16 protein-coding genes and 3 tRNA genes are annotated in these 14685 nt (G+C 67.1%); 11 read left to right on the top strand and 8 right to left on the bottom strand.

Going from position 1 to position 14685, the window contains the following annotated elements; genetic code table 11:
• Positions 1-58 precede the first annotated feature (58 nt).
• Positions 59-637, top strand: coding sequence for a hypothetical protein (locus M5E06_RS09520; protein WP_252137972.1), 579 nt, complete (start codon positions 59-61; stop codon positions 635-637).
• A gap of 24 nt (positions 638-661) precedes the next feature.
• Here M5E06_RS09520 and M5E06_RS09515 read toward each other — a convergent pair whose 3' ends face one another.
• The 5 genes from M5E06_RS09515 to rplU form a co-directional block, all read right to left on the bottom strand.
• Positions 662-1321: an HAD family hydrolase gene (locus M5E06_RS09515; protein ID WP_252137971.1), complete on the bottom strand. Its 660-nt coding sequence runs from the start codon at positions 1319-1321 to the stop codon at positions 662-664.
• The gene (proB, locus tag M5E06_RS09510; protein WP_252137970.1) at positions 1318-2457 is read right to left on the bottom strand and encodes a glutamate 5-kinase; all 1140 of its coding nucleotides are present in this window, start codon (positions 2455-2457) and stop codon (positions 1318-1320) included. Before proB ends, M5E06_RS09515 begins: the two co-directional genes overlap by 4 nt.
• Positions 2447-3727, bottom strand: coding sequence for a GTPase ObgE (gene obgE / locus M5E06_RS09505; protein WP_252137969.1), 1281 nt, complete (start codon positions 3725-3727; stop codon positions 2447-2449). The genes proB and obgE overlap by 11 nt, the downstream gene beginning before the upstream one ends.
• A 161-nt stretch (positions 3728-3888) precedes the next feature.
• Entirely contained in the window at positions 3889-4176 is a 288-nt protein-coding gene (rpmA, locus tag M5E06_RS09500) for a 50S ribosomal protein L27 (protein ID WP_063635180.1), read from the bottom strand.
• Between the two features lie 55 nt (positions 4177-4231).
• On the bottom strand, positions 4232-4549 hold the full coding sequence (gene rplU / locus M5E06_RS09495; RefSeq protein ID WP_109153776.1) for a 50S ribosomal protein L21: 318 nt from the start codon (positions 4547-4549) through the stop codon (positions 4232-4234).
• A 208-nt stretch (positions 4550-4757) separates the two neighbouring features.
• On the opposite strand from rplU, the gene M5E06_RS09490 reads away from it, so the two are divergent.
• Together M5E06_RS09490 and M5E06_RS09485 are read left to right on the top strand one after the other, a co-directional pair.
• Positions 4758-4847, top strand: a tRNA-Ser gene (locus tag M5E06_RS09490).
• A 235-nt stretch (positions 4848-5082) separates the two neighbouring features.
• The gene (locus tag M5E06_RS09485; protein WP_136704477.1) at positions 5083-5745 is read left to right on the top strand and encodes a hypothetical protein; all 663 of its coding nucleotides are present in this window, start codon (positions 5083-5085) and stop codon (positions 5743-5745) included.
• 98 nt (positions 5746-5843) lie between these two features.
• Here the strand turns inward: M5E06_RS09485 and M5E06_RS09480 are convergent, their stop codons facing one another.
• Positions 5844-6320 carry an Hsp20 family protein gene (locus M5E06_RS09480; RefSeq protein WP_109153773.1) on the bottom strand — a complete coding sequence of 159 codons (477 nt, stop codon included), beginning with the start codon at positions 6318-6320 and terminating at the stop codon, positions 5844-5846.
• A 278-nt stretch (positions 6321-6598) separates the two neighbouring features.
• Between M5E06_RS09480 and M5E06_RS09475 the strand changes: the two genes are divergently transcribed.
• Positions 6599-7024: a DUF1465 family protein gene (locus M5E06_RS09475; RefSeq protein ID WP_085090096.1), complete on the top strand. Its 426-nt coding sequence runs from the start codon at positions 6599-6601 to the stop codon at positions 7022-7024.
• Positions 7025-7113: 89 nt separating this feature from the next.
• Here the strand turns inward: M5E06_RS09475 and rpmE are convergent, their stop codons facing one another.
• Positions 7114-7338 (bottom strand): 50S ribosomal protein L31, encoded by a 225-nt coding sequence (gene rpmE / locus M5E06_RS09470; RefSeq protein ID WP_012974887.1) that lies wholly within the window; start codon positions 7336-7338, stop codon positions 7114-7116.
• Positions 7339-7571: 233 nt separating this feature from the next.
• Here rpmE and M5E06_RS09465 point away from each other — a divergent pair, with 233 nt between their 5' ends.
• On the top strand, positions 7572-9365 hold the full coding sequence (locus M5E06_RS09465; RefSeq protein ID WP_252138538.1) for an ABC transporter transmembrane domain-containing protein: 1794 nt from the start codon (positions 7572-7574) through the stop codon (positions 9363-9365).
• Between the two features lie 68 nt (positions 9366-9433).
• Complete coding sequence (locus tag M5E06_RS09460; RefSeq protein ID WP_252137968.1) at positions 9434-10567, top strand: ABC transporter permease; 1134 nt, start codon at positions 9434-9436, stop codon at positions 10565-10567.
• Positions 10568-10600: 33 nt separating this feature from the next.
• Here M5E06_RS09460 and M5E06_RS09455 read toward each other — a convergent pair whose 3' ends face one another.
• A complete protein-coding gene (locus M5E06_RS09455; RefSeq protein ID WP_252137967.1) occupies positions 10601-11203 on the bottom strand; it encodes a hypothetical protein in 603 nt (200 codons plus the stop codon).
• 269 nt (positions 11204-11472) lie between these two features.
• Between M5E06_RS09455 and mepA the strand changes: the two genes are divergently transcribed.
• The 5 genes from mepA (at position 11473) to M5E06_RS09430 (ending at position 14529) form a co-directional block, all read left to right on the top strand.
• Positions 11473-12456: a penicillin-insensitive murein endopeptidase gene (gene mepA, locus M5E06_RS09450; protein ID WP_252137966.1), complete on the top strand. Its 984-nt coding sequence runs from the start codon at positions 11473-11475 to the stop codon at positions 12454-12456.
• Between the two features lie 205 nt (positions 12457-12661).
• Positions 12662-13603, top strand: a complete 942-nt coding sequence (locus M5E06_RS09445) for a methyltransferase domain-containing protein (protein WP_247870908.1) — start codon at positions 12662-12664, stop codon at positions 13601-13603.
• Positions 13604-13718: 115 nt separating this feature from the next.
• Positions 13719-13805: transfer RNA gene (locus M5E06_RS09440), tRNA-Leu, on the top strand.
• A 38-nt stretch (positions 13806-13843) separates the two neighbouring features.
• A tRNA-Ala gene (locus tag M5E06_RS09435) sits at positions 13844-13919 on the top strand.
• A gap of 238 nt (positions 13920-14157) precedes the next feature.
• Positions 14158-14529 carry a hypothetical protein gene (locus tag M5E06_RS09430; RefSeq protein ID WP_252137965.1) on the top strand — a complete coding sequence of 124 codons (372 nt, stop codon included), beginning with the start codon at positions 14158-14160 and terminating at the stop codon, positions 14527-14529.
• Positions 14530-14685 lie beyond the last annotated feature (156 nt).

The following is a 14685-nucleotide window of genomic DNA, read 5'->3' as shown; positions in this document are numbered from 1 at the left end:
TTGATTGCGTCCGTTGCGAGAATATCTCCGCCGACTTTCGAATTTGTGGAGAGGGCGGATGTATCACCCCGAAGCGCTGGAGCCCATCGTCGCCTTCCTGCGCGGCATCGGCATGCAGGTGGAATATGGCGAGGGCGGGCGCGACGGCTTCCTGCCCGGCGTGAACATCCATGCCGGCGCGATCCATGTCGATCCGGAGACCCTGAAGGGACCGGGCGACCTGCTGCACGAGGCCGGCCACATCATCGTCATGCCGCGCCAGTACTGGCCGTTGCTGAACCGCAACGTGCAGACGGACATCGACAACATCCTCGCCGACCAGACCGCGCGCGACGGCGCCCCCGACCCGATCCTGACCCGGGCGGCCCGCCAAGGCGAGTTCATGTCGCAGGCCTGGTCCTATGCGGCGGTTCAGCATCTGGGCCTGCCGCAGGAATGCCTGTTCTTCCCCGGCTCCTACCAGTACCACGAGTATGAGGGCACCCACCCGATGCAGGCCTGGATCGAGCAGGGGACCCATTTCGGCCTGATCAATCTGGCGCAGGCCGGCTTCACCGGCTATGCGGGAATGTTCGCCTATATGGGCGACAACGGGCTGGCGCCGTTCCCGCAGATGGCGCGCTGGACGTTGGACTGAGGGGGCGCGTTCGGCGGAACCCCCTCACCCGCAAAGCGCATCCCAATCCAGCGCCCCCGGATCCTCAACCAGATGGTCGACGGCGTCGAAGACCACGGCGGGGTGCTGGGGCCAGGCGATGGTCAGCATGCCGGCGGCCTTGGCGCTACGGGCGCCGGTGGGGCTGTCCTCGATCACCGCGCAGGCCTCCGGGGGCAGGCCCAGCATCTTCGCGGCCAGCAGGTAGGGCTCCGGATGGGGCTTGCCGTTGGCGACGTCCTCGCGGGCGATGCTGAAGCGGAAATGCGGGATCGACATCGCGCGCATGTTGGCGTCGACGATCATGCGCCCGCCGTTCGACACGCAGGCCTGCGCCAGCCCGCGGGCAGCGAAGGCCTCCACCAGGGCGAAGGCGCCCTCGCGCGGGCGCACCTGATCGACGCGGGCGACATACTGCGCGTTGATCTCGTCGGCCCAGGCGTGCAGGTCGATGGGGAAGGGGCGGCGGGCATGCAGCGCGGCATAGATCTCGCGGAACGCCACGCCGTGCATCGACCGGCAATCCTCGTCGCTCAGCTCATGGCCATAGCCGCGGCAGACGTCGACGGTGATCTGCTGGTGCCAGGGTTCGCTGTCCATCAGCGTGCCGTCGATGTCCCACAGCACGGCACGGATCGGGGAGCTGATCGGGCTGCGGTCAGTCACCGCACCACCAGATCGTCGCGGTGGATCATCTCGTCGCGCCCCTGATATCCCAGGATCTCCGGGATCTCGGTGCTCTTGTGGCGCAGGATCTTGCGGGCGTCGTCGGCGCTGTAGGCGACGAGGCCGCGGGCGACCTCGCGCCCCTCCTGGGTGCGGACGATCACCACGTCGCCGCGGTCGAAGTCACCCTGCACGGCACTGACGCCGGCCGGCAGCAGGCTGGCGCCGTGGGACAGGGCGCGCGTGGCGCCGTCATCGACCACCAGCACGCCGGTGGCGTTCACATGGCCGGCGATCCAGGCCTTGCGGGCGCTGGTCGGTTCGGCGGAGGGAAGGAACCAGGTGCAGAGCGCGCCGCCATCCTCCGGTCGCAGTTCCAGCGCCGCCAGCGGGTTCATGCGCTTGCCCTTGGCGATGACCATGCGGCAGCCGGCCGACAGGGCGACTCGCGCCGCGGCGATCTTGGTCACCATGCCGCCGCTGCTGTAGCCGGGGGGCGGCTCGCCGGCCATGCCCTCGATCTCCGGCGTCAGTTCGCGCACGGTGGGGATATGGCGGGCGTTCGGGTCCTTGCGCGGGTCGGCGGTATAGAGGCCGTCGATGTCCGACAGCAGCACCAGCGTGTCGGCGCTGACCATCTGCGCCACGCGGGCCGCCAGCCGGTCGTTGTCGCCGAAGCGGATTTCGGCGGTGGCGACCGTGTCGTTCTCGTTGATGACCGGAACGGCGCCCAGCTTCAGCAGGGTGTCGATGGTGTTGCGGGCGTTCAGGTGGCGCCGCCGCTCCTCCGTGTCCTCCAGCGTCACCAGAACCTGGGCGACGGTGACATCGTGGCGGGCCAGCGTTTCCTGATAGGCGTGGGCGAGGCGGATCTGGCCGGTGGCGGCGGCGGCCTGCTTCTCTTCCAGCTTCAGCGCCCGGCCGACGAGGCCGAGATGCTCCCGCCCGCAGGCGACGGCGCCGGAGGTGACGATCACCACCTCCTGCCCGCGCTTGCGGCAGGCGGCGACGTCGTCGGCCAGCGCGTCGAGCCAGTCCCGGCGGATTTGCCGGGTCTCCCCATCGACCAGAAGGGCCGAGCCGATCTTTACGACCAGCCGGCGGGATTCGAGAAGGGTAGGGGCGTCAAGCGCCATGGCGGGAGGTTCCGTCCGTATCGTCGTCCGAACCGTCCTCTTCGCCCTCCGGCTCCTCTCCGTCAAGGGCTTCGTCCGAGTCGCCGACCTCCAACTCCTCACCCTCTTCGAGTTCGCCCTCTTCGAGGTCGTCCTCCTCGAACTCCTCGTCCTCGCCGCCGACCCATTCGCCGGTTTCGTCGTCCCACTGCATCTCGCTGTCGTCGGGCAGCTTCTGGCCGACCGGCGGGCGGGGGATGGACCGGGTCGCGGGGGCGTGGATGACCTCGGGTTCTTCCGACTTGGACTCCTTGATCACCGTCAGCAGCCGGTACAGCACCTGCTTCACGCCCTGGCCGGTGGCGCCGGACAGCACCATGACCTCGGCGCCCGATGCCTCCTCCAATGCCGCCTTCTTCTCCTCGATCTCCTCGTCCAGCAGGGCGTCGGCCTTGTTCAGCCCGATGACCTCCGGCTTGTCGGCGAGGTTGCCGCCATAGGCCTCCAACTCGTTCCGGATCGTGCGGTAGGAGGCGACGACGTCGTCGGCCGTGCCGTCGATCAGGTGCAGCAGGATGCGTGAGCGTTCGACATGGCCGAGGAAACGGTCGCCCAGCCCATGGCCCTCGTGCGCGCCCTCGATCAGGCCGGGGATGTCGGCGATGACGAACTCTTCGTCACCGGCGCGGACGACACCCAGGTTGGGAGCGAGCGTGGTGAAGGGGTAGTCGGCGATCTTCGGCTTGGCCGCGGTGGTGGCGGCCAGGAAGGTCGACTTGCCGGCATTGGGCAGCCCCAGCAGGCCGGCATCGGCGATCAGCTTCAGCCGCAGCCACACCCACTGCTCCTGCCCCGGCCAGCCGGGGTGGAACTTGCGCGGCGCCCGGTTGGTCGGCGTCTTGAAGTGCGCATTGCCGTGCCCGCCGTCGCCGCCGCGCAGGAAGACGCGGCGCTGACCGGCCTCGGTCAGGTCGCACAGCACGGTTTCCTGATTCTCGTCGAGGATCTGGGTTCCGACCGGCACGCGCAGGACGACATCCTCGCCGCGCGCGCCGTTGCGGTTGCTGCCCATGCCGTGATGGCCGCGCTGCGCCTTAAAGTGCTGCTTGTAGCGGTAGTCGATCAGCGTATTCAGGCCGTCCGCCGCCTCGATGATCACGTCGCCGCCGCGACCGCCGTCGCCGCCGTCCGGGCCGCCGAACTCGATGAACTTCTCGCGCCGGAACGCGACGGCACCGGGGCCGCCGTCACCGCTCTTCAGGAAGACCTTGGCTTGATCGAGAAACTTCATCGGGGAACCTGCCCGTAAACGGAAGGGAAACCGGTGGTGGGACGGCACCGGACTGAAAACGAAAATCGGGGAGCCGGTCGCCCGGTCCCCCGATTTTATCCCACAAGCGTGCAGGCCTGCGACACAGGCCGCGCAACGACCTTAGAGGTTACTCGGCCCGATCACTCGGCGGCGACGGCCGGAACTTCCTGGTCGTTGGCCGGAACGACGTTCACGAAGGTGCGGCCGTTCGAGCTGTGCTTGAAGTAGACTTGGCCATTGGCCATCGCGAACAGGGTGTGGTCGCGGCCGATGCCGACATTCTCGCCCGGGTGGAACTTCGTGCCACGCTGACGGACGATGATGTTGCCGGAGACGACGTTCTCGCCACCGAAACGCTTCACGCCGAGACGGCGACCGGCGGAGTCACGGCCGTTGCGGGACGAGCCGCCTGCCTTTTTGTGTGCCATGGGGTGTTGCTCCTAAACTGAAGATGCGCCTGGAAGCCCGACCGGAGAACCCGGATCAGGCCGCGCCGTTGATGCCGGTGATGCGCAGGACGGTCAGGTCCTGGCGGTGGCCGTTCTTGCGGCGGTAGTTCTGGCGGCGCTTCTTCTTGAAGACGATGATCTTCGGGCCGCGGTCCTGGGCGACGACCTCGGCGACGACCGTAGCGCCGGCCACGGTCGGGGTGCCGATGGTGGTGTTGCCTGCGTCGCCGACCATCAGCACGTCATCGAGCGTGATGGAGGCGCCAGCATCGGCCTCGAGCTTCTCAACACGGATCACGTCGCCATTGGCGACCTTGTACTGCTTGCCGCCGGTGCGGATCACTGCAAACATTGTCGTCACTGCCTATGTCAAAACAAACGGCGGGTTTCTCGCCCACCGTTCGATGCGCAAGCCCGTTCATGGGAGCGACGATCTATACTCAGGAGGGGCTGAGAGTCAACAGGGATGCGGGCTGTGGGGCGCGCATTTTTCTGCAAAAAAGGCTTGCACGCCCGAAGGCGTTTATATAGGTTCCGCCCACCCCGCCAAACGGGGCAGCGGATGGGTGGCAGAGCGGTTGAATGCACCGCACTCGAAATGCGGCATACCCTCACGGGTATCGGGAGTTCGAATCTCCCCCCATCCGCCATTCTCTCTCTTCTGAGAGAGGGAAGATAGCGGAAAGCGCCAGCCGGACCGGCTAGGCGCTTTTTTCATGCCCGGATGCCGCCTCGGCCGGTCGGGTTTCCCCTTTTTCGCCGCTTGGTCGCGATGGCCGTTCCCCCGGCTGGTTTGTTGGTCATGTCAACGCCAACGCCCAGATAACCAACGCTCAAGATCCCTTTGGTGCGATCCGCCAGGGGTGCGACCGGAGGGGTGCCGCCATGAACACGCTCAGCCGCCGTGATGGATGCCTGCGATTCTCCTATGTCGTGGAGGGCGGCCTGCGCGTCGAAGGCACTCATGATCCGGCGGAGCAGGTGCTGATCCTGAAGGTGACGGCGCCGCAGGGGCGGGTGATCCATATGGATGCGATCCCCTGCGACGATCCCCGAGTCATCTTGGAGGCTTTGCGTGAGTGGGGCGAGCCGCCGGAGGAGGTGCGCGATGCTTTGCCGGCGCTGGGCGGCAACGCGATTCTGCTGGAAACGCGGCTTGGCGACTCGGTGCGGGCCTCGGTTCGCCGTCACGGCATGAAGGTGGAGGTCGTCTTCATCGACGCCGACGGCCGGCGGCTGGCGGAGCTGCGTGCCGGCAGCCTGGAAGCGCTCGACGCCAAGGCCGGCGGGTTGCTGCGCCTGTCGCAACGGACCCGCGCGGTGCTCGGCGCCTGGCTGTCGGCCGAGCCGCTGTGGCTGGCGGCATTTCTGCTGGGCGGGCCGTTCCTGGGGGCTCTGCTGATTGGATTCGGGGCGCAGGTGTCGCCGGAGCAGGTGCTGGTCACCGCCTATGCCGGTGCGGCCGGACTGGTTGCCGCCTATGAACTGATGCGCGCCGGCTATGCGGAATGGGTGTTGGCGCCCCCGGACAACTTCCCGCGCGCCTGAATCCGAAGTCCGACTGATCGGCAAAGGAAACGGCGCCCCGGATGGTCCGGGGCGCCGTTCTCATGTCCGCGTCAGGGGCGGACGGACCGTGTCAGGCGTCAGGCCGCCTGCTGGGTCAGGGCGGGAGTCTCGACCTCCACCGCGGCGCTGCCGGCGGCGGTGACGATCGGAATGCTCCGCGGCTTCATCGCTTCGGGTACCTCGCGCGCCAGCTCGATGTGCAGAAGGCCATTCTGAAGAGACGCGTTGGTCACCTTGATGAAATCGGCCAGCTGAAAGCGGCGCTCGAACGCGCGGCCGGCGATACCCCGGTAGAGGAATTGGCCGGTCGGCTCGTCCTTCTTAGCTTTACCCGTGACGGTCAACGAGTTCTGGTGAGCGACGATGTTGAGGTCGTCCAGTCCAAAGCCGGCGACGGCCATGGTGATCCGGTACGAATCCTCGCTCAGCTTTTCGATGTTGTAGGGCGGATAGGATGCCGCCTCGTCACCGGTGGTCGCGGTCTCCAGCAGACGCGACAGGCGGTCGAAACCGACGGTGGAACGGAACAGCGGCGAAAGGTCGTAGCTACGCATGACATATCCTCCGAAAGAGCGATACGGCCGTCGAGGACCACGGCATCGGTCGGTCCTCTGAGGGCTGGCCCAAGGGCCGGTTTGATGGCGGACCCCGTATGGGCATCCGCCGGACGAGCGAGAGATAATCGCCGCTTTTCCCTGTTCAAGAGGGCGGACCCACCAAGACCGGTCAATCCCCGCCTGGGGTTGCCGGGTGCCGCCCGGTCACCAATTGTTAATCAGTTGCGGCAAGGCTCACGCTAGGGCCGTAAGTCCGCAGGAGGGGGCCGACGACCATGACTTCGCACACCTTCTTCTTCAACGGTCCCTACGACGAGACGATGGCCCTCTTGATCGAGGCGCGGAATTACATCGCCTATCATGATGCGGCCGAACACCGGAAGCTGCCGCCGCAGGTGCGTCTTCAGATCTCCTACGAATCCATGCGGGTGACCAGCCGCCTGACCCAGGTGATGGCGTGGCTGCTGGCGCAGAAGGCCGTGCATGCCGGCGAGATGACGAAGGAGCAGGCGGCGAGCGAGGATTTCGCGCTGTCCGGCGGCGAAATCTGTTCCGACCCCAGCGGCCCCGACAACGAGGATCTGCCGTCCGGCCTGCGCAGCCTGCTGGAGCGCAGCCACAGCCTGTATATGCGCGTTCACCGGCTCGACGCCATGGTCCGCGCCGATGTGGAGCGCGAGGCTGCGGCGGCGGTGGGGTAAGACGGCCACCACGTCATGCACAAACGAAAAGGGCGTCCGAACCGGTCGGACGCCCTTTTCGCATCGGCAGGATAGAAGCGCGGTAACGCTTACTTCTTGAGGCCGAAGTTCGCGAAGCGCTTGTTGAACTTGGCGATCTGCCCGCCGGTGTCCAGCAGCTTCTGCACACCGGTCCAGGCCGGGTGCGACTTCGGGTCGATGTCGAGGCGCAGCGTGTCGCCCGGCTTGCCCATGGTGGAGCGGGTCGTGAACGAGCTGCCGTCGGTCATGACCACGGTGATCTCGTGATAGTCGGGATGGATGTCAGTCTTCATGGCCGGGGTTCCTGCAAAGCGAGCGGCGTCTATACCAAAACCCCCTCCCCGGCGCAACCCCGGAATCTCGCCTCGTTCAGGATGTCCGCGGCGGGCTCCGCGGCCATTTTCCGGGCGGTTTCGCCTGTTCGTCGCCTTGTTGGCATCCCCGCACAACGCTATATGCCAGCGATCCGCATCAATACCCCCAACAGACAAGCGGGAAACGCGTGGCTCGCCAACCCTCCCCCGACATGATCGCCGCCTCCGCCCGTGGCGAGGCGGATACCCGCCGCCGCGACCTTGGACCGCTACGCCGTCTGGTGCCGTTCCTGCTTCCCTACAAGTGGCGAATCCTGGGCGCCATGTTGGCGCTGACCGTGGCCGCCGGCACCGTTCTGGGGCTGGGGCAGGGGATGCGGGTGCTGATCGACCAGGGCTTTTCCGGCGGGGACACTTCGCTGCTCGACCGGGCGCTGCTGGTGCTGCTGGGGGTGATCGCGCTGATGGCGGCCTCCACCTATGGCCGCTTCTATCTGGTCAGCTGGATCGGCGAGCGGGTGGTCGCCGACATCCGGCGCGCCGTCTACGACCATGTGCTGACCCTCTCGCCCGGCTTCTTCGAGACGACCAAGACCGGCGAGATCCTGTCGCGCCTGACCACCGACACCACGCTGCTGCAGGTGGTCGTCGGGTCGTCGGCCTCCATCGCGCTGCGCAACACGCTTCTGTTCCTGGGCGGCACCGGCATGCTGCTGATCACCTCGCCCAAGCTGACCGGGCTGGTGGCGCTGGTGGTTCCGCTGGTGGTGGCGCCGATCATCTTCTTCGGCCGGCGGGTGCGCAAGCTGTCGCGCGACAGCCAGGACCGCATCGCCGACATCGGATCCTTTGTCGAGGAGACGCTGGCCGCCATCCGCACGGTCCAGGCCTTCACCCACGAGGCCATCGACCGCGCCCTGTTCGGCCGCCGCGTGGAGGAGGCGTTCGACGTCGCCATCCGCCGCGTGCGGGTGCGGGCGGTGATGACGGTGATCGTCATCGTTCTGGTGTTCGGCGCCGTCGGCATCATCCTGTGGATCGGCGGCCATGACGTGGTGGCCGGGCGGATCACGCCGGGCGAGTTGTCGGCCTTCGTCATCTATTCCGTGGTGGTTGCCGGATCGGTCGGCGCCATCAGCGAGGTGATCGGCGACCTCCAGCGCGCCGCCGGCGCGACCGAGCGGCTGTTCAGCCTGCTGTCCGTCGAGTCGGAAATCCGCGCCCCCGCCGTGCCGAAGCCGTTGCCGGTTCCGGCGGCGGGTGCATTGTCCTTCGACGCCGTCCGCTTCCATTACCCGTCGCGCCCCGATTGGGCGGCGCTGGAGGGCTTCTCGCTGGACGTGAAGCCGGGCGAGCGGGTGGCGTTGGTCGGTCCGTCGGGCGCCGGGAAATCGACGGTGTTCCAGCTTCTGCTGCGCTATTACGACCCGCAGGCCGGTGCGGTGCGGCTCGACGGGGTCGAACTGCGCGACGCCGATCCGGTGGAGGTGCGCCGCCGTCTGGGGCTCGTGGCGCAGGATCCGGTGGTCTTCTCCGCCAACGCCTGGGAGAACATCCGCTACGGCCGGCCCGACGCCTCGGACACCGAGGTGCGCGCCGCCGCCGAGGCCGCCCATGCGCTGGACTTCCTCGATGCGCTGCCGGAGGGGTTCGATACCTTCCTGGGCGAGAAGGGCGTGCGGCTGTCGGGCGGTCAGCGCCAGCGCCTCGCCATCGCTCGCGCCATCCTGCGCGACCCGCCGGTGCTGCTGCTGGACGAGGCGACCAGCGCGCTCGACGCCGAGAGCGAGCGGATGGTGCAGGATGCGCTCGACCGGCTGATGCATGGCCGCACGACGCTGATCGTCGCCCATCGGCTGGCGACGGTGCTGAACGCCGACCGCATCGTGGTGATGGACCAGGGCCGCGTGGTCGAGACCGGCACCCATGGCGAGCTGGTGGCGCAGGGTGGCCTCTATGCGAGGCTGGCGGCGTTGCAGTTCGACCGCGCGGACGGGGTGGCGTAGGAGGGGGCATCGACGCCCAAGCCTATCCGCGCTACCCTCACCGCACCCCAGCCCTGTGAGGCAGTGCGATGGCGCGGATATCGGTGGGCCGCCTGATGGCGGTGATGGTGAAGGAATTCATCCAGATGCGGCGCGACCGGCTGACCTTCGCCATGATGGTGGGGGTGCCGATCCTGCAGCTGATCCTGTTCGGCTTCGCCATCAACTCCGATCCCAAGGCGCTGCCGACGGCGGTGCTCGTCGCCGATTCCAGCCCCTTTGCCCGCACGCTGGTCGCGGCGATGGAGAATTCCCGCTATTTCGCCATCACCCGGACCGCGGCGTCGGAGGCCGAGATCGACCGGCTGCTGGCGGAGGGGGAGGTGCAGTTCGCCGTCACCATCCCCACCGGCTTCGCCCGCGACCTGCAGCGCGGCACCCGTCCGGTCCTGCTGGTGGAGGCCGACGCAACCGACCCGGCGGCGACCAGCAACGCCCTGTCGGCGCTGACCGCCATCGCCCGCCAAGCGCTGAACCCCGATCTGACCGGGCCGCTGACGGCCTTGCGCGCCGGGCCGGACCCGGTGGAACTGCGCGTCCACCGCCGCTACAACCCGGAGGGCATCACCCAATACAATGTCGTGCCGGGGCTGATGGGCGTGGTGCTGACCATGACCATGGTGATGATGACGGCGCTGGCCGTCACCCGCGAGCGGGAGCGCGGGACCATGGAAAACCTGCTGGCCATGCCGGTCCGGCCGTTCGAGGTGATGCTGGGCAAGATCGTGCCCTTCGTCGTCGTCGGCTATGTCCAGGTGCTGCTGATCGTGGTGGCGGCGCGGCTGTTCTTCAACGTGCCGATCGTGGGCAGCCTGGGGCTGCTGTCCGCTGTGCTGATCCTGTTCATCGCCGCCAATCTGGCCGTCGGCTTCACCTTCTCCACGCTGGCGCGCAACCAGCTGCAGGCGATGCAGATGTCCTTCTTCTTCTTCCTGCCGTCGATGCTGCTGTCGGGATTCATGTTCCCGTTCCGCGGCATGCCGGGCTGGGCGCAGGCGGTGGGCGAGATCCTGCCGCTGACCCACTTCCTGCGCATCGTCCGCGGCATCCTGCTGAAAGGAAACGGCTTCGCAGAGATCGCGGCGGAGGTGCTGGCGCTCGCCCTGTTCCTGACGGTGGTCACGGTGGTGGCGTTGAAGCGCTACCGCCAGACGCTTGACTGATTGGCGGGGACTGCCCCCATGCACTGATTGCCCTCAGGCGGCCGACAGATACTGGAACACCGCCCGCCGGCTGTCATAGGCCGTTCCCTTGTCCATGACGAGGTCGAGGCCGCCGCCCTGGAACCGCCGATTGGGATCGACGAAGGCGGAAACCAGGAATTTCTTCGGCACCGTCAGGTTGAACTGCGCGATGCCGTGTTTGGACGCCGGATACTGGTCGGCCGGACCCATCGCCTGATCGTGGCCGATCACCGGGACGATCTTGGCAAGGCGGCGCTCCCCCGTGGCCGGGATGTCGCCGGCGATCTTGCGGGCAAGGCCGTTCACCCCGGCGACCCCGAATTTCTGCTCCAGCGACCCCTGCACCGTCGGCCGTGCCGCCTCCGCCGCGGGGTCGTTGCTGGGCAGGCCGTATTTGCCGCCGGACAGGTGGGTGTAGCCCAGGAACTGGAACTCCCCGGCAGCCATCGGTTCCTTCAGCAGCAGCAGGTAATAGCCGCGGCTGAGACGCCCGCGGTGAAAGCCGATCAGATCCTCCAAATGAATAGGATCACGGTTGATAATATCGATCAGCCGGGTCAAGCAACCGCGGACACTGACGATGTCGCCAATACGGTAGCTCATTGTCGGTGGCATTTTATCGAATTCCTTGTTGATGATGCTTCGACGTTTCCATTGCTAATAACGGGCTGTCAATATTCGCTGCGGCTAGTCCGGTCAGCCAGGGTGGAGTGCTCCCGTGCGGCTAGGAAGCTCGATCGGGACCATCAGACGCACCCCGGATGGATCGGGCTGGGGCCTGACCGTCCGGTTGTGCGGTCCGGATGCATCCTCCATCATTCCTTAACCACGGATCCGCTATATGCGGTATCGACCGCGGTGCCGGAGACGGCGGGGGGACGGACATGGGGAATCTTGCGGGGATTCGTGCTTTCGGGGGGCGCGCCTTCAAGGCGATCGCATGCGTCGGACTGGTGGCCGCTCTGCTGGCGGCCGGCGATGCCGACGCCAAGTCACGGAAGAAGAAAAAGCCGGTTCCGATCCCGGCCTATGCCACCAGCGTCGCCTGGGGGGCGGTGGCCGGCCCCTCGTTGGGAGCGTCGAGATCCATCGGCGGATACGCGGCCGGCTGTATCGCCGGTGCCCGCGCCCTGCCGCCGGAAGGCGTCGGCTATCAGGTGATCCGCCTGTCGCGCCAGCGCAACTACGGCCATCCGGTGCTGGTCGACATGCTCCGCGACTTCGGCCAGCGGGTGGCGCATGCCGGGCTCGGTACGGCGCTGGTCGGCGACATGGGGCAGGCGCGCGGCGGACCGATGCCGTCGGGCCATGCCAGCCACCAGATCGGGCTGGATGCCGATGTCTGGCTGCGGCTGGACCTGCCGCCGATGGGCCGCGCCGGGCGCGAGCGGCTGGACGAGGTCAAGTATGTCGATTACGACCGCATGCGTGTCACCGCCGACTGGTCGGACCGGCAGGCGCGGATGATTCAGATCGCCGCCAGCGACCCCCGCGTCGCCCGCATCTTCGTCAATCCGGCGATCAAGCTGGCGATGTGCCAGCGCAGTTGGTCCGACCGCGGCTTCCTGAACAAGCTGCGGCCCTGGCATGGCCATGACGGCCATATGCACATCCGGCTGAACTGCCCGGCCGGCAGCCCGCTGTGCGAACAGCAGGCGGAGCAGCCCGACGGCGACGGCTGCGGCGACGAACTGATGTCCTGGCTGGACAGCGCCTCCCCCGCGATCGAGCATCCGCCGGGTTACAAGCCGGAGCCGCGGGTGGTCCGCAAGATGCCGGCGGCCTGCGCCCCGGTGCTGAACGCGGCGGGCACGCGCATGGCCTCCCTGCCCGAATCGGGCGCGGCCCCTGCCAGAACCGCGCGCTGACGGGTGTGTTTCCGCGGAGAAATTTTTCCACTTGCATGCAATTAGCGTCCGTCTAACCTGAAGCTGGATGCATTCTTGCGGGCGGTGTGTTTGGGCTCGGCCGGACAACCGGAAGAATGCTGCGCCGTCCGGCGCCGGATGGGGAATTCGGCGGCGGCAGGTCGATCGGCGGATGGGGTGCCACGGCGATGACGGACAAAGGGCGATGACGGACAAGGACGGATCGTCCGGACATGGACCGAGCCTGAAGACGCGCCTCTATGCGTGGTGGGAAGGCTATGACCTCTCCGGTCTGAAGGCGAAGAAGGGCGAGGAGCAGCCGCGCCAGCCGGAACAGCCGCAGCCTGCCGCACCCGGTCCCGGCATGAACCGCTGGGGCAAGCCGCTGTGGACCGCCACCCGCATCGAGGTGGCGGAGAAGATGTGGGGCGAGGGCTTCAACACCCCCGGCGGCGCCGATCACATTCCCTATCTGGTCAAGCCGCTGGGCCTGAACCCGGCGATGAGCGTGCTGGATCTCGCCGCCGGGCTGGGCGGCACCAGCCGCACCATGGCCGGCAAATACGGCTGCTGGGTCACCGGGCTGGAGGCGTCGGAACTGCTGGCGAAGGAGGGGATGGTCCGCTCCTTCAAGCTGGGGCTGGAAAAGAAGGCGCCGATCGAGACCTTCAATCCTGAACATTTCGGCTATCCCAAGCGCGTCGACGCCATCGTCTACAAGGAAGGCCTGTTCTTCGTCCGCGACAAGGAACAGATGTTCGACGGCATGGAGCTGGCGCTGAAGCCGCGCGGCCACCTGCTAATCACCGACTATATCGCCGAAGCGGATGTGATGGGCGCCAAGGCGATCCAGAACTGGTGCGACAAGGAGCCGTTGACGCCGAACCTGTGGCCGAAGGACCGCATGGCGAACGCGTTCGCCCAGCGCAACCTCGACCTCCGCATCGCCGAGGACATCTCCGACACCCACCGCGGCCTGATCCTGTCCGCCATCCAGGGGCTGGTCGAGCATCTGGAGAAATTCCAGCTCGACACCCCGACCAAGCTGGCGGTGATGGAGGAGGTCGAGTTGTGGGCCCGTCGCGTCGCCGCCATCGAGGCCGGCGTGCGGGTGTACCGCTTCTACGCGATCAAGCCGGCGGAGTAGGGGGAGGCGTTACGGCCCCGCTCCAAAAAACTTTTGCGCGGTCGCATTTTCTCCTTGAGCGCGACGCCCGGTCTGGGTACATAGAGCGCCCCGCGTGACCCCAAGTAACGCGGACGCGCTTGTGGCGGAACTGGTAGACGCGCTAGGTTCAGGTCCTAGTGGCTGAAAGGCCGTGGGGGTTCGACTCCCTCCAAGCGCACCAACACCTCATGTGTTGGTGAAGAGTAGAAGAAATATAGTGGGGCCATAGCTCAGCTGGGAGAGCGCTACAATGGCATTGTAGAGGTCAGGAGTTCGATCCTCCTTGGCTCCACCATTTCTTCCCGCCTGTCGGGGCGGACAATTCCCGATCAACCCGGATATTTATCGGTACAGCCACTGTGGCTATCCTGCATCAGCAAGACGCAGACAGGGTGTTACCACCTTGGAGCGCATGGCCGAACGGGTGCCGCGCACGGATAATTGCGCCTGTCGAACCGCGAGCTTTTGCCTGCTCGCTTCGATTCACACGCACCACAACCGCATGCCATTCCGATTTTTCCGGAGCCCCCGCCATGTCCACACGGATGGAACACGGGTTGAGGACGCTTGTCCTCGCCCTTTACGATGAAGCTGCATTGACGGCGGCTGCCAAGGGCCTGACCGGGCTGTTGGCCGAACGGGCGGCTTTGTACGAGGCGGCAAGCCTTGCCTCCGGCACGGCCCGTCGTGCGGTGTCCGAGGAGGAGGTGTTGCGCCTCGTGCTGTCGGCACGCCGGCTCCAGCGGCTCGGCGGCTCGCGCGATGACCAGCCGCTGCTCGTCCCCGGCCTGGCGGCGATTCCGTCGGCGCATCGGACGGCCGAGGCGATGAAGCCGCGTCGCGGCCGTCTGGCGCTGTGGGCGATGCGGTCGCTTGCCCGGCATCCCTCGGCGCCGCTGATCTGACGCGCGCCGCTTTCCGGAACGGGCCGCTGCCGCCTTTTGCCGCAGCGGCCCGTCGCCACTCCGGTCGATTGGGGCCGGCCGATTGGGACTGGTCAATTGGGGGCGGCCCCATTCCGCGCGGTTCCGAGGCTCTCCGGCGAGGGGGGAGCTATCGCG

Origin of the sequence: Azospirillum sp. A1-3, from assembly GCF_023806445.1 — a bacterium.
Taxonomy (GTDB): domain Bacteria; phylum Pseudomonadota; class Alphaproteobacteria; order Azospirillales; family Azospirillaceae; genus Azospirillum.
This window is presented reverse-complemented; position numbering and strand designations above follow the sequence as displayed.

Coding starts and splice junctions, on each gene's coding strand:
- M5E06_RS09520 (WP_252137972.1), top strand. CDS start 59: ATGTATCACCCCGAAGCGCTGGAGCCCATCGTCGCCTTCCTGCGCGGC.
- proB (WP_252137970.1), bottom strand. CDS start 2,457: ATGGCGCTTGACGCCCCTACCCTTCTCGAATCCCGCCGGCTGGTCGTA.
- obgE (WP_252137969.1), bottom strand. CDS start 3,727: ATGAAGTTTCTCGATCAAGCCAAGGTCTTCCTGAAGAGCGGTGACGGC.
- rpmA (WP_063635180.1), bottom strand. CDS start 4,176: ATGGCACACAAAAAGGCAGGCGGCTCGTCCCGCAACGGCCGTGACTCC.
- rplU (WP_109153776.1), bottom strand. CDS start 4,549: ATGTTTGCAGTGATCCGCACCGGCGGCAAGCAGTACAAGGTCGCCAAT.
- M5E06_RS09485 (WP_136704477.1), top strand. CDS start 5,083: ATGAACACGCTCAGCCGCCGTGATGGATGCCTGCGATTCTCCTATGTC.
- M5E06_RS09480 (WP_109153773.1), bottom strand. CDS start 6,320: ATGCGTAGCTACGACCTTTCGCCGCTGTTCCGTTCCACCGTCGGTTTC.
- M5E06_RS09475 (WP_085090096.1), top strand. CDS start 6,599: ATGACTTCGCACACCTTCTTCTTCAACGGTCCCTACGACGAGACGATG.
- rpmE (WP_012974887.1), bottom strand. CDS start 7,338: ATGAAGACTGACATCCATCCCGACTATCACGAGATCACCGTGGTCATG.
- M5E06_RS09465 (WP_252138538.1), top strand. CDS start 7,572: ATGATCGCCGCCTCCGCCCGTGGCGAGGCGGATACCCGCCGCCGCGAC.
- M5E06_RS09460 (WP_252137968.1), top strand. CDS start 9,434: ATGGCGCGGATATCGGTGGGCCGCCTGATGGCGGTGATGGTGAAGGAA.
- M5E06_RS09455 (WP_252137967.1), bottom strand. CDS start 11,203: ATGCCACCGACAATGAGCTACCGTATTGGCGACATCGTCAGTGTCCGC.
- mepA (WP_252137966.1), top strand. CDS start 11,473: ATGGGGAATCTTGCGGGGATTCGTGCTTTCGGGGGGCGCGCCTTCAAG.
- M5E06_RS09445 (WP_247870908.1), top strand. CDS start 12,662: ATGACGGACAAGGACGGATCGTCCGGACATGGACCGAGCCTGAAGACG.
- M5E06_RS09430 (WP_252137965.1), top strand. CDS start 14,158: ATGTCCACACGGATGGAACACGGGTTGAGGACGCTTGTCCTCGCCCTT.